Annotated in this window: 16 protein-coding genes; 11 read left to right on the top strand and 5 right to left on the bottom strand. The window is 60.8% G+C overall.

Annotation, left to right across the window (positions count from 1 at the left end):
- The first annotated feature begins 157 nt into the window (after window positions 1-157).
- Window positions 158-1264, top strand: coding sequence for a divergent polysaccharide deacetylase family protein (locus PH603_RS10425; RefSeq protein WP_289502466.1), 1107 nt, complete (start codon window positions 158-160; stop codon window positions 1262-1264).
- A gap of 9 nt (window positions 1265-1273) precedes the next feature.
- Here PH603_RS10425 and trpE read toward each other — a convergent pair whose 3' ends face one another.
- Together trpE and PH603_RS10415 are read right to left on the bottom strand one after the other, a co-directional pair.
- Window positions 1274-2749 carry an anthranilate synthase component I gene (trpE, locus tag PH603_RS10420; protein ID WP_289502465.1) on the bottom strand — a complete coding sequence of 492 codons (1476 nt, stop codon included), beginning with the start codon at window positions 2747-2749 and terminating at the stop codon, window positions 1274-1276.
- A 1-nt stretch (window position 2750) separates the two neighbouring features.
- On the bottom strand, window positions 2751-4679 hold the full coding sequence (locus PH603_RS10415; protein WP_289502464.1) for a SurA N-terminal domain-containing protein: 1929 nt from the start codon (window positions 4677-4679) through the stop codon (window positions 2751-2753).
- A 238-nt stretch (window positions 4680-4917) separates the two neighbouring features.
- On the opposite strand from PH603_RS10415, the gene tpiA reads away from it, so the two are divergent.
- The 5 genes from tpiA (at window position 4918) to PH603_RS10390 (ending at window position 8901) form a co-directional block, all read left to right on the top strand.
- The gene (tpiA, locus tag PH603_RS10410; RefSeq protein WP_289502463.1) at window positions 4918-5673 is read left to right on the top strand and encodes a triose-phosphate isomerase; all 756 of its coding nucleotides are present in this window, start codon (window positions 4918-4920) and stop codon (window positions 5671-5673) included.
- 121 nt (window positions 5674-5794) lie between these two features.
- Window positions 5795-6130, top strand: a complete 336-nt coding sequence (secG, locus tag PH603_RS16535) for a preprotein translocase subunit SecG (RefSeq protein ID WP_289502462.1) — start codon at window positions 5795-5797, stop codon at window positions 6128-6130.
- Window positions 6131-6282: 152 nt separating this feature from the next.
- Window positions 6283-7914: a CTP synthase gene (gene pyrG / locus PH603_RS10400; protein WP_289502461.1), complete on the top strand. Its 1632-nt coding sequence runs from the start codon at window positions 6283-6285 to the stop codon at window positions 7912-7914.
- Window positions 7914-8252 (top strand): zinc ribbon domain-containing protein YjdM, encoded by a 339-nt coding sequence (locus PH603_RS10395; RefSeq protein WP_289502460.1) that lies wholly within the window; start codon window positions 7914-7916, stop codon window positions 8250-8252. The genes pyrG and PH603_RS10395 overlap by 1 nt, the downstream gene beginning before the upstream one ends.
- A gap of 40 nt (window positions 8253-8292) precedes the next feature.
- Complete coding sequence (locus tag PH603_RS10390; RefSeq protein WP_289502459.1) at window positions 8293-8901, top strand: DNA-3-methyladenine glycosylase I; 609 nt, start codon at window positions 8293-8295, stop codon at window positions 8899-8901.
- Window positions 8902-8906: 5 nt separating this feature from the next.
- Here the strand turns inward: PH603_RS10390 and PH603_RS10385 are convergent, their stop codons facing one another.
- From PH603_RS10385 to PH603_RS10375, 3 genes are read right to left on the bottom strand one after another with little or no spacing between them, the layout of a single operon-like run.
- Window positions 8907-10520: an amidohydrolase family protein gene (locus PH603_RS10385; RefSeq protein ID WP_289502458.1), complete on the bottom strand. Its 1614-nt coding sequence runs from the start codon at window positions 10518-10520 to the stop codon at window positions 8907-8909.
- A 21-nt stretch (window positions 10521-10541) separates the two neighbouring features.
- Window positions 10542-12068: a M20/M25/M40 family metallo-hydrolase gene (locus tag PH603_RS10380; protein WP_289502457.1), complete on the bottom strand. Its 1527-nt coding sequence runs from the start codon at window positions 12066-12068 to the stop codon at window positions 10542-10544.
- A 10-nt stretch (window positions 12069-12078) separates the two neighbouring features.
- Window positions 12079-13764, bottom strand: a complete 1686-nt coding sequence (locus PH603_RS10375) for an isovaleryl-CoA dehydrogenase (protein WP_289502456.1) — start codon at window positions 13762-13764, stop codon at window positions 12079-12081.
- Between the two features lie 166 nt (window positions 13765-13930).
- Here PH603_RS10375 and eno point away from each other — a divergent pair, with 166 nt between their 5' ends.
- From eno to PH603_RS10350, 5 genes are all read left to right on the top strand, one after another.
- On the top strand, window positions 13931-15205 hold the full coding sequence (gene eno, locus PH603_RS10370; RefSeq protein ID WP_289502454.1) for a phosphopyruvate hydratase: 1275 nt from the start codon (window positions 13931-13933) through the stop codon (window positions 15203-15205).
- Window positions 15206-15277: 72 nt separating this feature from the next.
- Window positions 15278-15589, top strand: a complete 312-nt coding sequence (locus PH603_RS10365; RefSeq protein WP_289502453.1) for an FtsB family cell division protein — start codon at window positions 15278-15280, stop codon at window positions 15587-15589.
- A 190-nt stretch (window positions 15590-15779) separates the two neighbouring features.
- A complete protein-coding gene (pdhA, locus tag PH603_RS10360; protein ID WP_289502452.1) occupies window positions 15780-16808 on the top strand; it encodes a pyruvate dehydrogenase (acetyl-transferring) E1 component subunit alpha in 1029 nt (342 codons plus the stop codon).
- Between the two features lie 13 nt (window positions 16809-16821).
- Complete coding sequence (locus PH603_RS10355; RefSeq protein ID WP_289502451.1) at window positions 16822-18195, top strand: pyruvate dehydrogenase complex E1 component subunit beta; 1374 nt, start codon at window positions 16822-16824, stop codon at window positions 18193-18195.
- 19 nt (window positions 18196-18214) lie between these two features.
- Window positions 18215-19522, top strand: coding sequence for a pyruvate dehydrogenase complex dihydrolipoamide acetyltransferase (locus PH603_RS10350; RefSeq protein ID WP_289502450.1), 1308 nt, complete (start codon window positions 18215-18217; stop codon window positions 19520-19522).
- Window positions 19523-19533: the final 11 nt, after the last annotated feature.

The following is a 19533-nucleotide window of genomic DNA, read 5'->3' as shown; positions in this document are numbered from 1 at the left end:
CGGCGATTGTCAATCCTTCTGGCAGGCTTATCGCAGAAAAGGCCGTTCAAATGGTAGGGAGTTACAGCCGGTGACGGGTTCTCGCCGCAGCGACAATATCTTGAAGCGACAGCCGCAGAGTGCCCCGCAGATGGAACTGAGCCTCGATGAGGCGCCTATGCCTACGCCAGCACCTGCGCCTGAACCGGCAGCCGACTGGAAAAGCCGCAAGCGGCGCCATCCGAAGCCGAAAGTGCCGAAGGTCAGTTCCGGCCTCAAGATCGCGGGCGGGCTTTATGCGATTGTGGTTCTGGCCATCGTTGTCGGCCTCTATCAGGTGATCAGCGACCGGCAGGAGCCGCTACCGCCGCCGGTCGTTGCGGTCACGCAGAAATCCGCAGCGCCAACCCCGGAAGAGATCTTCGAGGCGAATGAACCCGCGCCGCCAGCCGCAGCAACCATTTCCGATGATATCGGGGCAGAGTCTGCCACGCAGCCTGTCGCGCAACCGCCGCAAGCCGTGAAGGGCGTGCCGGCATGGCGGCGCAACGCCATGGCAAGCGTAATGACGAACGCACCCAAGCTCGCCATCGTTATCGATGATCTCGGCCTGCAGGAAAATGCGACGGACGATCTGATCGCCATTCCCGGCCCGATCACGCTTGCCTTCCTGCCATACGCTGAAAATCTGGCCGCACAGACACGCAGGGCACATCATGCGGGCCATGAGCTGCTGGTGCATTTGCCGATGGAGCCTGCTGCCGCCGGATACGATCCAGGCCCCAATGCGCTTCTCTCTGGGCTTTCGAAAGATGAATTCAAACGCCGGATTGACTGGAACCTCAGCCGCTTCGACGGCTTCGTTGGCATCAACAATCATATGGGCAGCGGCCTGACGGCGCGGTCAGACGCCATGGCTGCCGTCATGACGGCCCTGAAGGCGCGGGGACTTTTGTTCCTCGACAGCCTCACCACCTCGAAAAGCCAGGGCGCGCGGGAAGCGGCCCTCGCGGGGGTGCCTTATGCGCGGCGCGATGTTTTCCTTGATAACGTGCGTGACCCAAAGGCCATCCTGAAGCAGCTTGCAGAGGCCGAACGCCGCGCGCGCAGCCATGGTTCAGCCATTGCCATTGGCCACCCGTATCCGGAAACCATCCAGACGCTTCGCGAATGGCGCAAGGGGCTTGAGGCACGCGGCTTTGTGCTTGTGCCGCTCAGCCAGCTTGTGCAGGAAGAAACAACAGCCCGCGCAGAGGCTGCACGGGCTGCAAACGTTTCAAGATAAGTACAGGGATCAGCCGCGATTGGACGTGGCGAACCGGATGGCCTCGCGCGCGGCGGCGATCAGGGCACCGGCCTTTTGCTCGCATTCGCGCTGTTCACTGGCTGGCACGGAATCAGCCACCACCCCGGCGCCCGATTGCACATGCATCACGCCATCCTTGAGGATCGCGGTGCGCAAGACAATGCAGGTATCCATATCACCGCCTGCGCTGAAATAGCCGACCGCACCGGCATAAGGCCCACGTGCATCGGTTTCCAGCTCATCGATGATCTCCATCGCCCGCACCTTCGGGGCACCCGAAACCGTACCGGCAGGGAAACCGGCGGAGAGGGCATCGATGGCATCATGGGTGGGGTCAAGGTCGCCCACAACATTCGAGACGATATGCATCACGTGGCTGTAAAGTTCGATCGTGTTCTGCGCCGTTACCTTCACGCTGCCTGCCTTGGCAACACGGCCCACATCGTTGCGGCCGAGATCGAGAAGCATCAGATGCTCCGAAAGCTCCTTGGGGTCCGCCAACAGGTCCGCCATGAGGGCAGCGTCTTCTTCCGCACTGGCACCGCGGCGGCGTGTGCCGGCAATCGGGCGGATCGTCACTTCACCTTCGCGCAGGCGCACGAGGATTTCAGGGCTCGAGCCGACGATGGACACATCGTCAAACGCCAGATGATACATGAAGGGCGACGGGTTCGTCCGGCGCAGGGCCCGGTAAAGCGCGAAAGGCGGCAAGGTGAAAGGCAGGCTGAACCGCTGGCTCAGCACCACCTGGAAGATGTCACCGGCCAGAATATAATCTTGCGCCGTCCTGACCATTTCCTCGTAACGTTCCGGGCTCGTGTTCGACACGGGTACAGCGGCTTCGAGCGCACCCGCATCCACGCTTGCTGATGCCAGCAAGGGCAGGGGCGCATTCAGCCGGTCCATCATCATGTCGATCAGGGCGTCAGCAGCCTTGAAACCTTCCGCATCACGCACCGGCACCACGATGGTGATGAGGTTCGTCACGCTGTCGAAAATCGCCATCACGGTCGGGCGGATGAACAGGGAAGTCGACAGACCCAGCTTGTCGGGCTTGCCCGGCCCCAGCGGTTCCATCTGGCGGACCATGTCATAACCCATATAGCCGACAATCCCGGCAGCCATCGGCGGCAGGCCGGCTGGCAGGTCGATCTGGTTATCGGCCAGCAGCTGGCGCAGCGACTGCAGCGGCGCATCGGGCAGGGGTGCGAAGACCTGCGGGCTTGCAACCACATCGGTGCAAAGTTCCGCCTTACCGTTCCTTACGCGCCACAGGAGATCGGGCCGAAGGCCGATGATCGAATAACGGCCTCGCGTTTCGCCACCTTCCACGGATTCGAGAAGGCAGCTGTAACGTTCACCCACCGCCAGTTTCAGATAAGCTGAAACTGGCGTGTCGAGATCCGCGACGAAAGCGCGGGAGACGACTGTAGGGATGGCTTTCCGACCGTCGGCCAGGCTCATGTCACTCGGCGTCCTTGCGGAAGAGCTGGGTGACCACAGCATTGTTGACCTCGGGCTTGTACTGCTCAAGGAGCCAATGCTGATACTGGCCCAAAAGCTCATCCATCAGGCCGCGCGCGATACCATCCTGCAGGCTAGCGACTTCGGTCGTTGCCTTTTCCGGATCGCCGGCAACGATCTCGTTGACGCGTACAACCACATAACCATCGTTGTCGGCCGAGCGGTCGGTCGCCACTTCGTCTTTCTTGAGATCAAAGATCAGGGCACGGATCGAATCCGACAGGCTCGATTGTTCCTGTGCTGAACGGGTCACGTTGCGGGCATCAAGCGAAGTGCCACCAAGGTCAGCCGCAACGGCTTCGGGCGTTTCACCGGCCTTCATCCGTTCAACGGCAGCTTCGGCAAGCGCGCCGGCGGCCTCTTGCTTGGCGTCGACGATGAGGCGTTCGCGCACGCTGGCAGCGACTTCCTCGAACGGCTTCAGTTCCGGTTCCTTGACCTCATCCAGCGCCATCACAAAGAGGCCCTTGGTGTTGTCCTGCGGATCAAGGTCGGTCACTTCCGGTTCCTGGCCCATTTCAGCGGTGAAGGCGGCCTGATGGATACGGGCTTCTTCCGCGCTCGAAATTGCCGGGGTGCCGTTTGCATTGAGGCCGTCGCGGTCGACAAGCGTAACGGTCGCCGCATCAAGGCTCAGCTTTTCAGCAACAGCCGCAATCGAACCGTCCGCAGCAAGAGCGTCTTCGATCTCGGGCACGAAATCGAACATCTTGTCGATGGCATGTTCCTGCGTAAGTGCAGTAACGAGTTCCTCGCGAACACTTTCCAGCGTCTTGGTTTTGCCCTGGGTGATGCCCGAAACGCGGAAGACGTTCCAGCCGGCACCGCCTTCGATGGCTTCGGTCACGGTGCCATCAACAAGGGCGAATACAGCGTCAGCGGCGGCATCGCCGTAATCGCGTGCAATGTCTTCCTTCGTCAGGTCGCCAAGGTCGATCTCTTCCTCGGTGAACTTTGAGGCGGCGGCAGCTGCCTTCACAAAGTCCTCGCCGGCGTTAACGGCTGCGATCAGCGCGTCAGCGGCTTCTTTCGACGGCAGGGTCACTTCCTGGATGCCGCGCAGCTCGGGCTGGATATAGTCGCTTGCCCGGTCTTCGTAAGCGAGTTCGATATCGGCGTCCGTCAGCTCCACATCCTTTTCAAAGCGGGCAGGCGTGAGAAGGATATAGCGGTAGGTGCGGCGCTCGGGCGTCATGAAGCTGTTCTTGTTGGCTTCATAGTAGGTGTTCATCGCTTCGTCGGTGGGCGCGGGCACGTCGGCAATGTCGCTGGCCTTGAAGGTGATCATCGACGCGGCCCGGCGCTCGGCGCGCCATACATATAGCTCGCGTGCCATTTCAAGCGGCACGGGCGAGGCAGAGGTCATGGCGTCCACCAGCTGCTGGCGAGTCACGAGGCCGCGCAGGTCGGTCAGCAGGTCTTTCTGCGTCATGCCGGCGCGCTGCAGGGCGGTATCCATCATCGCCTGGCTGAAGCGGCCATCCGGTGTGCGGAAGGCTTCGATCGAGGTCAGTTCTTCTGCGATCTGCTGGTCGGTCGGGCGCAGGCCAAGATTGCGGGCATGTTCCATCACCGCCGCTTCCGTCACCATCTGCTGCAGAATCTGGTAGTCCAGATTAAGCGCCTTGATGAGTTCAGCCGTACCCATCTGGCCGCCAAACTGAACCTGCAGCTGCTGGGCGCGGCTCTGCACCGTGTTGGCAAACTTCTGGGTGGTGATTTCCTGCTCGCCGACCGTTGCGACCTTCGAATTGTCGCCGGTCAGGATGCCGGGGCCAATGCCCCAGATGGCAAAGGCTACGATCAGGATCGCCATCAGCGGTGTCGCGATAACCTTGGTCATGGACGCTTTGCGCATATTGAACAGCATACGCCGTTGCTCCCGTATTCTTATCATTCGTTTAAAGCGCATGCGGCCTTGCCGGACATGCGGTTGGGCGCGCATCATAAGGGGCAGTGTGCGGCCCCGCAACATGCGATTTCGCCTATTTCTCGAAGGTGTCCGCGGTCGTTTCAGGCTGGCTTCGGGCGGCGCTATTTGCTACGAGCAGATGGAAAATAATCAATACCAATAATTCAATACCCCAATGATCCCGAGGAGATGCCCGATGCGCGCACCAAAACCACTGGCCGCCGGCAACTGGAAAATGAATGGCCTCAAAGCCAGCAGCAGTGAAATTGCCGATCTGGCAGCCCGCCTGAAGGCGGCACCCGCCGGTTGCGATGTGCTGATCTGCCCGCCTTTCACGCTGGTGGCGAGCCTTGCTGACGCCGCTGCAGGCACTAGCGTTGCCATCGGTGCGCAGGATTGCCACGCCAAGGCATCGGGTGCCCACACTGGCGACGTTTCTGCGCCGATGCTGGCGGATTCCGGGGCAAGCTTCGTCATCGTCGGCCATTCGGAGCGCCGCGCCGATCACGGCGAGACAGACGCAGACGTGGCAGCGAAGGCAGCCGCCGTGCAGGCTGCCGGCCTTCCGGTCATCATCTGCGTTGGTGAAACCGAAGCAGAGCGCGTAGCAGGCCGCGAGGTTGAAATCGTGAGCGGGCAGCTTGCCGGGTCGATTCCCGCCGACATCGATACCGACCGCCTTGTCATCGCCTATGAGCCCGTCTGGGCCATCGGCACCGGCCGCACGCCGAGTGCGGCGGACGTGGAAGCGATCCACGGCGCCATCCGCGAAAAGCTCGTCGCGCGCTTCGGCGCCGCCGCTGGATCGATGATCCGCATCCTCTATGGTGGCTCGGTGAAGCCCGACAATGCGAAAGAGCTGATGTCGGTCGCCAATGTGAATGGTGCGCTTGTTGGTGGCGCCAGCCTCAAGGCCGCAGATTTCGACGCCATTATTGGCGCGTGGCGCTGAGCGAATAAAAAGCCGTACTTAGGGCTTGGCAAACGGTCGGCTTTTGTCTAGAAAGCGCGCTTTGATCGGGGTATGAAGTTCATGCCCCGTGTATCCATGCGAAGTGTTGAAAGGTTGGCCGATGGAAGCCGTACTTCTCAGTATCCACCTGATTGTCGCGATTGCGCTCGTTGGCGTGATCCTGCTGCAACGCTCCGAGGGCGGTGCGCTGGGCATCGGTGGCGGGGCAGGCGGCCTGATGACTGCGCGAGGCGCCGGCGACCTCCTGACCAAGACGACACGGTGGCTCGCCATCGTGTTCATCGCCAATTCGCTGCTTCTGGGCTGGTACGCCACCCACAAGAAAACGGACAACAGCGTCATCGAAGCCGCCGAACAGGCAGCCCCGGTGACCCAGGAAGAGGGCGGCGCCCAACTTCCTGAAATGCCCACCATCCCCGAGGATGGCGGCAATTAAGCGACTTCGGTCGAACGGGGGCAGCGGCCCCCGTTTCCTTTTGTGAGAGCGTATTTATAGTAGGTTTCAAGCTGCGGCCCCGTCCGCAGTCTTTCGTGTGAAAGCGAAGGGATGCATGGGGCCGGGTTTTGTATTGATGTGAGTGAGGGATCATGACGCGCTATATTTTCATCACGGGCGGGGTTGTCAGTTCGCTGGGGAAAGGCCTTCTGTCGGCATCGCTCGGGGCTCTGTTGCAGGCTCGCGGCTATTCGGTCCGCCTTCGCAAATTCGATCCCTATCTGAACGTCGACCCGGGCACCATGAGCCCCTACCAGCACGGCGAAGTCTATGTAACGGACGACGGCGCCGAAACCGACCTCGACCTTGGTCATTATGAGCGCTTCACCGGCGTGTCGAGCCGCCAGAGCGACAACATCACCTCGGGCCGTATCTATTCGAACATCATTCAGAAAGAGCGTCGGGGCGACTATCTGGGCGCCACCGTGCAGGTGATCCCGCACGTGACAGAGGCGATCAAGGAGTTCGCGCTGGCCGAAACCGATGGTATCGACTTCATGCTGTGTGAAATCGGCGGCACTGCCGGTGACATCGAAGCCATGCCCTTCATGGAAGCGATTCGCCAGCTTTCGATCGAGCTTGGCAAAGGCCGCTCGATCTTCGTTCACCTCACGCTTGTGCCGTATCTGGCCGCCGCGGGTGAGCTGAAAACCAAGCCGACCCAGCATAGCGTGAAAGAGCTGCGCTCCATCGGTATCCAGCCGGATATCCTTGTCTGCCGCGCCGAGCATCCGATCCCGGATAGCGACCGCCGCAAGATGTCGCTCTTCTGCAATGTGCCGGCCAGCGCCGTGATCCCCGCGCTTGACGTTTCGAACATCTATGAAGTGCCGATCAGCTATCACCGCGAAGGGCTGGATGTGGAAGTGCTGAAGGCCTTTGGCCTCGCGCATTCCGAAAAGCCGAACCTGTCGCGCTGGGAAGATATCGTCGACCGCGTGAAAAACCCGGAAGGCGAAGTCACCATCGCCGTTGTCGGCAAATACACCGGACTGCTCGACGCCTACAAATCGCTCTCTGAAGCGATTGTCCACGGCGGCATCGCCAACCGGGTGAAAGTGAATATCGAATGGATCGAATCCGAAATTTTCGAGCAGGCAGACGCCGTCAGCCGGCTTGAAGACGTGGACGCGATCCTTGTGCCTGGCGGCTTCGGCAAGCGCGGCACCGAAGGCAAGATCGCAGCCGCCCGTTTCGCGCGCGAGAACAAGATTCCCTATTTCGGTATCTGCCTCGGCATGCAGATGGCAACCATCGAGGCCGCCCGCAACATGGCCGGGATCGCGGAAGCCGGGTCGAGCGAATTCGGCGAGCCGAAAGAGCCGGTTGTCGGCCTAATCACCGAATGGGTGAAGGATGACGGCAGCGTTGAAAAGCGCACCGCCGAGACCGATCTTGGCGGCACGATGCGCCTTGGTGCCTATCCTGCCAAGCTGAAGCACAATTCGAAAGTCGCCGGCATCTATGGCTCGACCGATATTTCGGAACGCCACCGTCACCGCTACGAGGTGAACATCGGCTATGTGAAGCAGCTTGAAGAAGCAGGTGTGCTTTTCTCGGGCATGTCGCCGGACGGTGAACTGCCGGAAATCATGGAAATCGCCGATCACCCCTGGTTCATCGGCGTGCAGTTCCACCCGGAACTGAAATCCAAACCCTTTGACCCGCATCCGCTGTTCGCAAGCTTCATCAAGGCGGCGGTCGAACAGAGCCGGCTCGTCTGATGAGCGGTATCCCTGCTTGTCCCAAGTGCCAGTCGCCCTATGCCTATGAGGACGGCGCGCTGTTCATCTGCCCGGAATGTGCCCATGAATGGGCGCCGGGCAGTGAAGGTGCCGCTGACGGGGCCAAGGAAGTGCGCGATGCCAATGGCAATGTGCTGACCGACGGCGACACGGTCACCGTGATCAAGGACCTGAAGGTCAAGGGCTCGTCGCTTGTCGTCAAGGTTGGCACCAAGGTGAAGAATATTCGCCTCGTGGACGGCGATCACGATATCGACTGCAAGATTGACGGCATCGGCCAGATGGGCCTTAAGTCGGAATTCGTGAAAAAGATCTGAGGGCTCGGGGCAGGGCCCTCTTTGAAGGGAGGCCCAAGCCATGACCAAAACCGTTCAAGGCCCGGATGGCCGCCCGCGCTGCGGCTGGTGCGCCGCCGCCCCTGAATTCTTCGATTATCATGACTGCGAATGGGGCTTCCCCGTGGCGGATGATATCCGGCTTTTTGAAAAGCTCTGCCTTGAAAGCTTCCAGTCCGGCCTCAGCTGGCGGACGATCCTTGCCAAGCGCGAAAATTTCCGCATGGCCTTCGCAGGCTTCGATTTCAACAAGGTAGCTGGCTTCGATGAAAGCGATGTCGAACGGTTGCTTGCCGACGCCGGCATCGTGCGCCACCGGGGTAAAATCGAGGCGACAATCAACAACGCCAAGCGTGCGATCGAGATGGTCGCCAAAGAGGGCTCGATTGCAGCCTTCATCTGGCGGTTCGAGCAAGACCCGTCAACGCTCGGCGCGCCCCAAACAGCGTCGATCACCGATGTTTCAAAGGCCTTGTCGAAAGAACTGAAGAAGCGGGGCTGGCAATTCGTCGGGCCTACGACCGTTTTCGCCTTCATGCAGGCGATGGGGCTTGTGAACGATCATGCCGAGGGATGCGTGATCCGCGCCGAGGTGGCCTCGGCGCGGCAGTCTTTCAAAAAGCCGTCCTGACCTGGTCAGTCCGCCTTCGCACTATATTCCGCATTCTTGGCCTTCACGGCATCCCGCACCTGTTCCAGCAGCTTCGGTACATCGAAGACGATGCCATCACGGATCGTATAGCGGATGCCGTTCGTGCGCACATTCTGGTGCGTTTCGAAGTCATAGTGCGGGAATCCGGTGCCATAGAGCTGCTTGAAATTCGCCAGCAGATTTTCCTTCACCAGCACCAGATCAGCCCGTTTGCCGACCGCAACGGTGCCATAATCATCTTCCTTGCGCAGCAGTTCGGCACCGTTCAGCGTGGCGGCGCGGATGACCTCAAGCGGGTGGAAACCTGCTTCCTGCAGCATCTCGAGCTCGCGGACATAGCCGAAGCCATAGATGCTGTAGATGAAGCCGGTATCAGGCCCCACGGTCACACGTCCACCGGCATTCTTGAAGTCCCGCACGAACTGCATCCACAGTTCGTAATTCTGCCGCCAGGCAATCTCGTCCGCTGTTGTCCAGTTGAAGAAGAAAGAGCCGTGCGCCTCGGGGTTCGCCTCGAACGCCTTCAGGATATAGGGCATGCCATAATCCGGCAGCCATTCCTGTGTGCGGGCCCGCATCAGGTCGCGGGAGGCTTCATAGATCGAGAAGGTCGGGTCAAGCGTGACGTCAAGCTCGACCAGTTCCCTGATCGTGCTGTTCCAGCGCTCCGACCCCGGCTTGGCAGTCTGTTGCCACAGGCGCCCGGCCTGACCGAACCGGTCCTGCTCGTTATTGTAATTATAGTCGTTCGGATAATGCTGGACGGTGCGATCCTCGAACATGGCTTCGGGCAGGCCGTACCAATGCTCGATGCTCTGCACGCCAAGCCGCGCGGAATCGAGCGCATTGTGGCGCGTCACTGACGTCTGCGAATGGTGATAGGCCGAGCCCATGCCAAGGGCATTGATTTCCTTGATGGCGGCGGCAAACACCTTCGGATCGGCGCCGAGGAACTTCACGCCGTCAGCGCCCGTTTTGTGAACCGCCTTCACCCATTTGACGGCTTCCTCAACCGTTGCCGTTTTGGCCGGGAACACGGCGTAGGATACAACGCGCGGGGCGGTGATCTTGCCTTCCTCGCTAAGCTTCTTGTGCTCAAGTGTCCATTTCAGGCCCATCATGGAACCCACGTCGCGGATCGTGGTGATGCCGTGCGCCAGCATCAGCTTGAACACATAGCCGGGGTCCGTCAGTTCCCCACCATAGATATGGTTCGGCGTGCCGATATGGTCGTGCGTGTCGATGAAGCCCGGCAGGATATAGCCGCCTTCGCCGTCGATTATCCGCGCTGCTGACTTCGCCGCTGCACCACCCGACGCCTCGCCAATGCTGACGATCCTGTTGCCTTCAATCAGGATGGAATAGGGGCCCTGTGTGGGGGCGCCCGTGCCATCAATGATATTCACATTGGTGATCAGCAGCTGCCCGTAAGGCCCCTGTGCCTCGTCACCCCGCGCCGGCGCCATGACCGGTGGCTTGGCGCCGGTAGCCAGGACGCGGGCAATCACTTCCTCGCCCGGGTCCGCTGCATTCGCAAGCGGCGCAATCGCCGCCGTGCCAAGCGCTGCCGACAGCAGCAATGTCTTTAACGATTTCATTATGTTGACCCCCATGATCTGTTATTTTCCGTAACCCGCGATGACGGTCGCATAAATCTCGATCGCGTCCCACAGATTCTGGATTCGCATATTCTCGTTTTCGCCGTGCTGGTTATTGTCATGATTGGCCACAGGCAGGATGACAATCGGCATGGTCGGCATGGCGGTCGAGAAGATATGGATCGGCAGACTGCCCCCCATCGTGGGCGTCAGCAGTGTCGCCTCACCGTCGATGCCATCCAGAAGCCCGATCAGTTTGCGAGTGGCAGGGCTATCAAGATCGGTGCGGAAAGCCGGGTAGCCTGACCCCCATTGCACCTTGGCAACCTTGGCGTGGGCGCGGCGCACATCGGCGGTCGGCTCCTCTTCCGTCAGGAAAAAGCCCTGTGCCTGAATGTGACTGTCGATGGCCTCGCGCACGCTTTCCGGGGTCTGGCCGGGTGCGAGCCGGAAATTGATGGCCGCTGTGGCCCGCGGCACCACGGTATTGCTGGCGCGGTCACCGGTGCCACCTGCATTGAAACCGGTCACGATCAGCGCGGGCTTCATGACGCTTTCTTCGACACGCTGGCCATTGCCAAGCGTACGGCCAAGCGCCAGATCGGCCTTCAGCTTGTCATCGATATTCGGCATTGCCGCGATGGCAGCCTTCTCGGCCTTTGTGACCGGGCGAAGGCCCTTGTCGATGCCCTTCACTGTCAGCGTGCCGTCTTCCTTGCTCATGCTTGCCACAAGGCGGGAAAGATCGGAAATCGGGCTTGGGGCCCAGCTGCCATAATGCCCGCTGTGAAGCGGCCGTTCGGCACCATAGGTCGTTATCTGCACTTCGGTGGTGCCGCGCACGCCAAACACCAGTTGGCGCTGCCGGCTCTGGTGCATGGGGCCGTCGCAGAACAGGAGGATATCGGCGTCGAGCTTGCCCTTGTGGGCGGCAAGAACCGCTTCAAGCGTCGGGTTGCCCTGTTCTTCCTCGCCGTCCAGCAGCAGCTTGATGTTCGCACTCGGCGCAATACCTGCCTTGTCGAGCGCATCAAGGGCTGCTGCGACCGCAATGATCGGGGCCTTGTCGTCACCTGCCGAGCGGGCATAAAGCCGCCATTCGGGGTTAATGGTGCCAGCGAGTGCTTCTTGCATATCCAGCACTTTCGCGCCGTTCACGACCATGCCGTCCCGCAATGTCGGGGTGAAAGGCGGGCTTGCCCATTCTTCTTCCTGCACCGGCTGGCCATCGAAATGCGCATAGATAAGCAGCGTCTTGGTGGCACCCGGCACCTTGCGCTCGGCAATGATATAGGGCGCGCCGCCAGCCGAGACCGTCTCGCTCATGAACCCGCGACTGGTGAGGTAAGCCGTGATCCATTCAGCGTTCACATCCATGTCGGCCTTGTTGGTGGCAACGTTCGGCATCGAGAGAAGCGACACGAAATCGCCAATGATGCGGGCCTCGTTGGCCTGACGGTAAGTGCGGGCGGCGTCCGACGCGTCATCCGCGTAGGCAAAGGGCGCAAGGGCGAGGACAGCGGCAGCAAAGGGAACAAGTTTCTTCATCAGTGATTCCTTAACTCAGAAAGGTGGGGACAGAAGCTTCAAGAATGGCGCGGGCATCCGTCCCGCTTGAAAGAATACCGAACGACGCAGGCGTCGCGCGCGGGGCCAGTCGGTTGACGAGATAGCCTTCGGCAACCGGCGCCGCGGCACGCTCCATAAGGATGGCGGCGGAGGTGAGGAGGGCGAGGCTTTCGGTGAGCCAGCGACCGTCGCGCTCACCAAGCGAATGACTGGCGATCCGGTCCTTCAGGCTGTCGAGAAGGGCGTCATAATAGCGGTCTCTCCCAGCAGCGGCTTCAAGCACGGCAAGGGTTGCAGCCACAGCATCGGGTTCGCGCGTCATCACGCGGAACACATCAAGGCACATCACACTGCCAGTGCCTTCCCAGATCGAATTGACCGGCAGCTCGCGGTAGATACGGGCATTGATCCCGTCCTCCACATAACCGTTGCCCCCAAGGCATTCCATGGCTTCATAGCCAAGGACAGGGCCGCGCTTGGTGATCCAGTATTTGGCAACCGGCGTCATCAGGCGGGCAAAGGCCTGTTCGGCTTCATTGTCATGCCGCTCGAAGGCGCCGGCAAGCCGCAGGGCCAGATGGGTTGCTGCATCAACCTCGAGCGCGAGATCGGCAAGCACGCCCGTCATCATCGGCTGGTCGACAAGGCGCTTCTGGAAAACCTGCCGGTGGGCGGCGTGATGGATCGCACGCGAGAAGGCCTGCCGCATCAGCCCGGCGGACCCGAGCGCGCAATCGAGCCGCGTATAGTGCGCCATTGTCATGATGTTGCGGATGCCGCGGCCTTCCTCCCCGATCAGATAGGCTTCGGCGTCATGGAACTCGACCTCCGACGACGCGTTTGACTTGTTGCCGAGTTTATTTTTCAGCCGCTGGAACCGCAGGCCATTCAGGCTGCCATCCGCCCGGAAACGCGGCATCAGGAAGACAGAGAGCCCGCCTTCGGCCTGCGCCAGTACCAGAAAGGCATCGCACATGGGAGCAGACATGAACCATTTGTGTCCGGTGACGAGATAAGCCTCACCCGGCCCGCGTGCGCCTGTGGGCCTTGCAACGCTCGTATTGGCGCGGACATCGGTGCCGCCCTGTTTTTCGGTCATGCCCATGCCGATGGTCACGCCGGATTTCTCGGTCATCGGCTTCAGGGCGGGGTCGTAGGACGGCGACAATATCTTCGGCAGCCAGGTTGCCGCCAGCGAAGGCTCCTGCGCGATGGCGGGGATGGCGGCATGTGTCATGGTGATCGGGCAGATATGGCCGGCCTCAACCTGGCTCATCATATAATGCCGTGCGGCGCGCGCGACACCGACACCCGACGCCTTGGGGCGAGCGTCGCTCGCAAGACCATCGAAGGCGCCGCAATGGATATGCTCGCGCTTCGAGATGCCCATGAAACGGTGATAGCTCGGATGAAACTCAACGAGATCCTGCCGGTGGCCGCGACTGTCGTGCCCCTTCAGTTCCGGCAGAAAACGGTTGGCACGCTCGCCTTCGTCAAAGAGCTCAGCCCGGCCAAGCTCTGCGCCAAATGCGGTCAGCCGGTCACCCGCCCAATCGGCGCCTTCAGCCTTCACAGCAGCCATCAGGGCAGCGTCGCTGGTGTACAGATTGATGCCGTCGTAAAGCGGGGTCTGGTTGAAGACCTCGTGCGTTTCAAATGCGCTGCCCAGAGCCATGACGGCACCCCCTTGACCATCCCGGAATTCCCGGGAGCGAGGCTAGGGGAGGGACCAGCCCCTGTCAAATGCTGCTGCATCCGTGCCTTCCCTGTTGCCAGCCGCAAGGCTTTATGGCTATGACTGGCGCCGGACCCTTCCCCAATTCTCACTTGAGGACACTCCCATGAGCGCCATTATCGATATCCTCGGTCGTGAAATTCTCGACAGCCGCGGCAACCCCACCGTTGAAGTTGATGTTCTGCTGGAAGACGGCTCGTTCGGCCGCGCCGCAGTGCCTTCGGGCGCATCGACCGGTGCCCACGAAGCAGTAGAACTGCGCGACGGCGAAGGCCGTTATCGCGGCAAGGGCGTCCTCAAGGCCGTTGAATCGGTGAACGGCGAGATTTTCGACGCGCTCGTCGGCCTCGATAGCGAAGACCAGATCGCGATTGACGAGATCATGCGCGAAGTGGACGGCACCGAGAACAAGAGCCGCCTTGGCGCCAACGCCATCCTTGGCGTGTCGCTCGCTGTCGCCAAGGCCTCGGCTGAAAGCTGTGGCCTGCCGCTTTACCGTTACCTCGGCGGCCCGTCGGCCCATATCCTGCCAGTACCGATGATGAATATCATCAATGGCGGCGAACATGCCGACAACCCGATCGATGTGCAGGAATTCATGATCATGCCGGTGAATGCCGACAGCTGCACGGACGCCATCCGCATCGGCGCCGAGATTTTCCATGAACTGAAATCGAAGTTGAAAGCCGCCGGCCACAATACCGCCGTCGGTGACGAAGGCGGCTTTGCGCCGAACCTGAACGGCACCAATGATGCTCTCGATTTCATCCTGAAGGCCATCGAAAGCGCCGGCTATAAGCCGGGCGAGGACATCTATCTCGCCCTTGACGCTGCCTCGACCGAATTCTTCAAGGACGGCAAATATGTCCTCAAGGGCGAAGGCAAGACGCTCGATAGCGCCGGCATGGTCGATTACTGGGCCAACCTCGTTGCCAATTATCCAATCATCTCGATCGAAGACGGCATGGCCGAGGACGACTGGGCCGGCTGGAAACTGCTGACCGACAAGATCGGCTCCAAATGCCAGCTCGTCGGCGATGATCTTTTCGTGACCAACCCGGCGCGCCTTGCTGATGGCATCGAGCAGGGCGTTGCCAACTCGATCCTTGTGAAGGTCAACCAGATCGGTACGCTGACCGAGACCTTCCAGGCGGTCGAGATGGCGCACCGCGCGCGCTACACCTCGGTGATGTCGCACCGTTCGGGCGAAACCGAGGATTCGACCATTGCCGACCTTGCCGTTGCCAAGAACTGCGGCCAGATCAAGACCGGCTCGCTGGCGCGTTCTGACCGGCTTGCCAAATACAATCAGCTGATCCGTATCGAGGAGCAACTCGGCGGGCAGGCGATCTACGCCGGCCGTACGATCCTTCGCCGCTGACCCGATCACAATCCACTGGCGCCGTACGGGTCACCCCTTGCGGCGCCGAATCTCTTGTGCGATGCTCCCTATATGAACAAAGTCGCGTCATTGCCGAAGCTTCTGGGACAGTCATGGATCACCATGGTCTGGCTGTTTCTCATTGCCTATTTCGGCTATCACGCCTTCCAGGGTGACGCGAGCCTTTCGGCCCTGCGTGCGCTGGATGTTCGCGCCGTTGAGCTGCATGCGATGGCGACTGAGGCACGCGCTGAGCGTATTCGCGTTGAAGACCGTATCGAAGCCTTCAACAACCAGTCGCTCGATCCCGACCTATTGGAAGAAGAAGTCCGCGACCGTCTCGGCTTCGCCAATCCGGACGAACTGGTCATCCTGACCCGCTGATTACTATTAACAAAAACTCAGTTAATAGATTATTTTCGTTATAAAACAGTAAGTTAGTCTGTATTGCCAATTGCCGTCTTTAGCGTTAAAGATGGTGACGAGGGAATGAGGGGCCTTGTGCTATCTGCGCGGGGCGCCATTACGATACATTGCCGAACCTCTCCAACGTCTCCAAGATTCAGAGGCTCAAATGAACGCGTCCACATCTTCCAATAAATCCGCAGGGCGGGCCCGTCGCGCTTCCAAGCCCGCCGTTTACGAAGCCTCCCCCGAGGAACTCCTGAAATTTTACCGCGACATGCTGCTTGTGCGCCGCTTTGAAGAAAAAGCCGGCCAGATGTACGGCATGGGCCTGATCGGTGGCTTCTGCCACCTCTACATCGGTCAGGAAGCGGTGTGTGTGGGCGTCCAGTCCGCACTGAAAGATGGCGACGCCGTCATCACCGGCTACCGCGAGCACGGCCACATGATGGCGGCCGGCTGCGATCCCAAAGGCGTGATGGCTGAACTGACCGGCCGTTCCGGCGGTTGTTCGCGAGGCAAGGGCGGCTCGATGCATATGTTCGACCCCGCCAAGGGCTTCTATGGCGGCCACGGCATTGTGGGCGCTCAGGTCTCGCTCGGCACTGGCCTCGCTTTTGCGGCCAAATACAAGAAAACAGACAATGTGGCGGTGGCCTATTTCGGTGACGGCGCCGCGAACCAGGGCCAGGTTTACGAGAGCTTCAACATGGCGCGCCTCTGGAACCTGCCAGTCATCTATCTGATCGAGAACAACCAGTATGCCATGGGCACCTCGGTCGCTCGTGCAAGCTCGGAAATTGAACTGTTCCGCCGCGGCGAAAGCTTCAAGATCCCCGGCAAGCAGGTTGACGGCATGAATGTGCTGGCGGTCCGCGCCGCGATGGACGAAGCCGTGGCGCATTGCCGCGCCGGCAACGGCCCGATGATCCTTGAGATGAAGACTTACCGTTACCGCGGTCACTCCATGTCCGACCCGGCGAAATATCGCACCAAGGACGAAGTGCAGAAGATGCGCGCCGAGCGTGACCCGATCGAGCAACTGCGCGAGCTGCTCCTTGATGGCGGCCACGCCGACGAGACAGCCCTGAAGGAAATGGACAAAGAGCTGAAAGCGCTGGTGGCAGATGCCGCCGCCTTCGCCACCGAGAGCCCCGAGCCCGACGCGGCCGAGCTTTACACCGACGTACTCGCCTGAGGAACCAGACATCATGGCAATTGAAATCACGATGCCGGCGCTGTCGCCGACCATGGAAAAAGGCACCCTTGCCAAATGGCTGGTCAAGGAAGGCGATACGATCAAATCCGGCGATGTGATCGCCGAGATCGAAACCGACAAGGCGACGATGGAGGTCGAAGCCGTTGACGAAGGCACGGTTGCCAAAATCCTTGTTGCCGAAGGCAGCGAAGATGTGGCGGTTGGCACCCCGATTGTTGTCATCGCCGAAGAAGGCGAAGACGCATCGGACGTGAAACCGGCCACGGTACTCGCACCTGCTGCAGCCCCCGCGCCGAAGCAGGAAGAAGTGTTCGAAGCCACGCCAAAGGCGCCCGTCACCAGCGTTGCGGTGGCTGACCCCGCCATTCCGGCCGGCACCAAAATGGTATCGACAACGGTGCGTGAAGCGCTCCGCGATGCCATGGCCGAGGAAATGCGCAAGGACGGCAATGTCTTCGTGATGGGCGAGGAAGTGGCCGAATATCAGGGTGCCTACAAAGTGACCCAGGGCCTTCTGCAGGAATTTGGTCCGGACCGCGTGATCGATACCCCGATCACCGAACACGGCTTTGCGGGCCTGGGTTCGGGTGCGGCCTTCGCCGGCCTGAAGCCGGTCATCGAATTCATGACCTTCAACTTCGCCATGCAGGCCATCGACCATATCATCAACTCGTCCGCCAAGACGCGTTATATGTCGGGTGGTCTGGTATCGAGCCCGATCGTGTTCCGCGGCCCGAACGGCGCCGCTGCCCGCGTTGGCGCCCAGCACAGCCAGAACTATGCGTCCTGGTACGCCCATGTACCCGGCCTCATCGTCATCGCACCCTATGACGCTGCTGATGCCAAAGGCCTCCTGAAGGCGGCAATCCGCAACCCGAACCCGGTTGTGTTCCTTGAAAACGAGCTTCTCTACGGCGAAAGCTTCGATGTGCCGGAGCTTGACGATTATGTATTGCCGATCGGCAAGGCCCGCGTCTGCCGTGAAGGCACCGACGTGACCATCGTTTCCTACTCGATCGCTGTGGGTGAATCGCTCAAGGCCGCTGACAAGCTGGCGGAAGAGGGCATTTCGGCCGAGGTCATCGACCTGCGCACCATCCGTCCGCTCGACATCGATACCGTGATCGAAAGCGTGAAGAAAACCAACCGCTGCGTGGTGGCGGAAGAAGGCTGGCCGACCTGTTCGGTATCCTCCGAAGTGTCGGCCCAGCTGATGGAAAAGGCCTTCGACTGGCTGGACGCACCGGTAACGCGCGCCACCAACGTCGATGTGCCGCTGCCCTATGCCAACAATCTCGAGAAACTGGCGCTTCTGAATGCCGGCGACATCGTGAAGGCGGCGAAAGCCGTCTGCTATAAAGACTGATCCGGACGGAGTTACAAACATGGCTATCGAAATCTTCATGCCCGCCCTGTCTCCGACCATGGAGAAAGGCACGCTCGCCAAATGGCTCGTCAAGGAAGGCGACACGGTTTCCTCGGGCGATGTGATTGCCGAGATTGAAACCGACAAGGCGACGATGGAAGTCGAAAGCATCGATGATGGCGTGGTCGCCAAGATACTTGTCGCTGAAGGCGCGGAAGACGTGCCGGTCGGCCAGATTATCGCTGTGCTGGCGGAAGAGGGCGAAGATGTCAGCTCCGCGACCGCTGGTGCAGGTGCTGCCGCCCCGAAAGCACCTGAAGCCCCGAAAGCTGAAGCAGCACCTGCGCCTGCCGCCGCACCCGCTGCGGCCCCGGCCCCTGCTGTAGCGCCTGCCAAACATGACGGTGACCGCGTCTTCGCCTCGCCGCTCGCGCGCCGCATCGCCAATCAGGCTGGCGTCGATATCGCGGCAATCGCTGGCTCGGGCCCCAAAGGCCGCGTGGTGAAGGCTGACGTGGAAGCTGCAATGGCCGGCGGCACCGCCGCGAAGCCTGCCGCTGCCCCAGCACCTGCCGCTGCACCCGCTGCTGGCGCACCGGCCGTTGGCGCCGCACCGGTTTACGGGCCGCATGACGGCATTCCGTACCATGAAGAAAAGCTTTCGGGCATGCGCAAGACCATCGCGCGCCGCCTGACGGAATCGAAGCAGCATGTGCCGCACTTCTACCTGACGATCGACTGCGAGCTCGACAAGCTTCTGAAGCTGCGCGGTGAGCTGAACAAGAAGCTCGATGGCACCGGCACCAAGCTTTCGGTCAATGACTTCATCATCCGCGCCTCGGCGCTGGCGCTGAAGAAAGTACCGGCAGCGAATGTCCAGTTCGCGGGCGACAAGATGTACTGGTACGAGCGCGCCGATATTTCGGTGGCGGTAGCCATTGAAGGCGGCCTTGTGACCCCGGTCGTGCGCGGCGCAGACGGCAAAGGCCTCGCCGACATCTCGAACGAAGTGAAGGAACTGGCGGGCAAGGCCAAGGACGGCAAGCTGATGCCGGAAGACTATGCCGGCGGCACCTTCTCGATCTCGAACCTCGGCATGTACGGTATCAAGGAATTCGGCGCTGTTGTGAACCCGCCGCAGGGCGCGATCCTCGCGGTCGGCTCGGGCGAACAGCGCCCGGTAGTGAAAGACGGCGCACTGGCTGTTGCCACGGTCATGAGCGTGACGCTGTCGTGCGATCACCGCGCCATTGACGGTGCCGTGGGGGCCGAGTTCCTCGCCGCCTTCAAGGTGCTGATCGAAGACCCCGTAACGATGCTGCTGTAAGGAGGGCGACC

The sequence above is a fragment of the Gimibacter soli genome (assembly GCF_028463845.1).
GTDB lineage: Bacteria > Pseudomonadota > Alphaproteobacteria > Sphingomonadales > Kordiimonadaceae > Gimibacter > Gimibacter soli.
The sequence above is the reverse complement of the archived record's forward strand: the minus strand, read 5'-3'. Positions and strand labels throughout refer to the sequence as shown.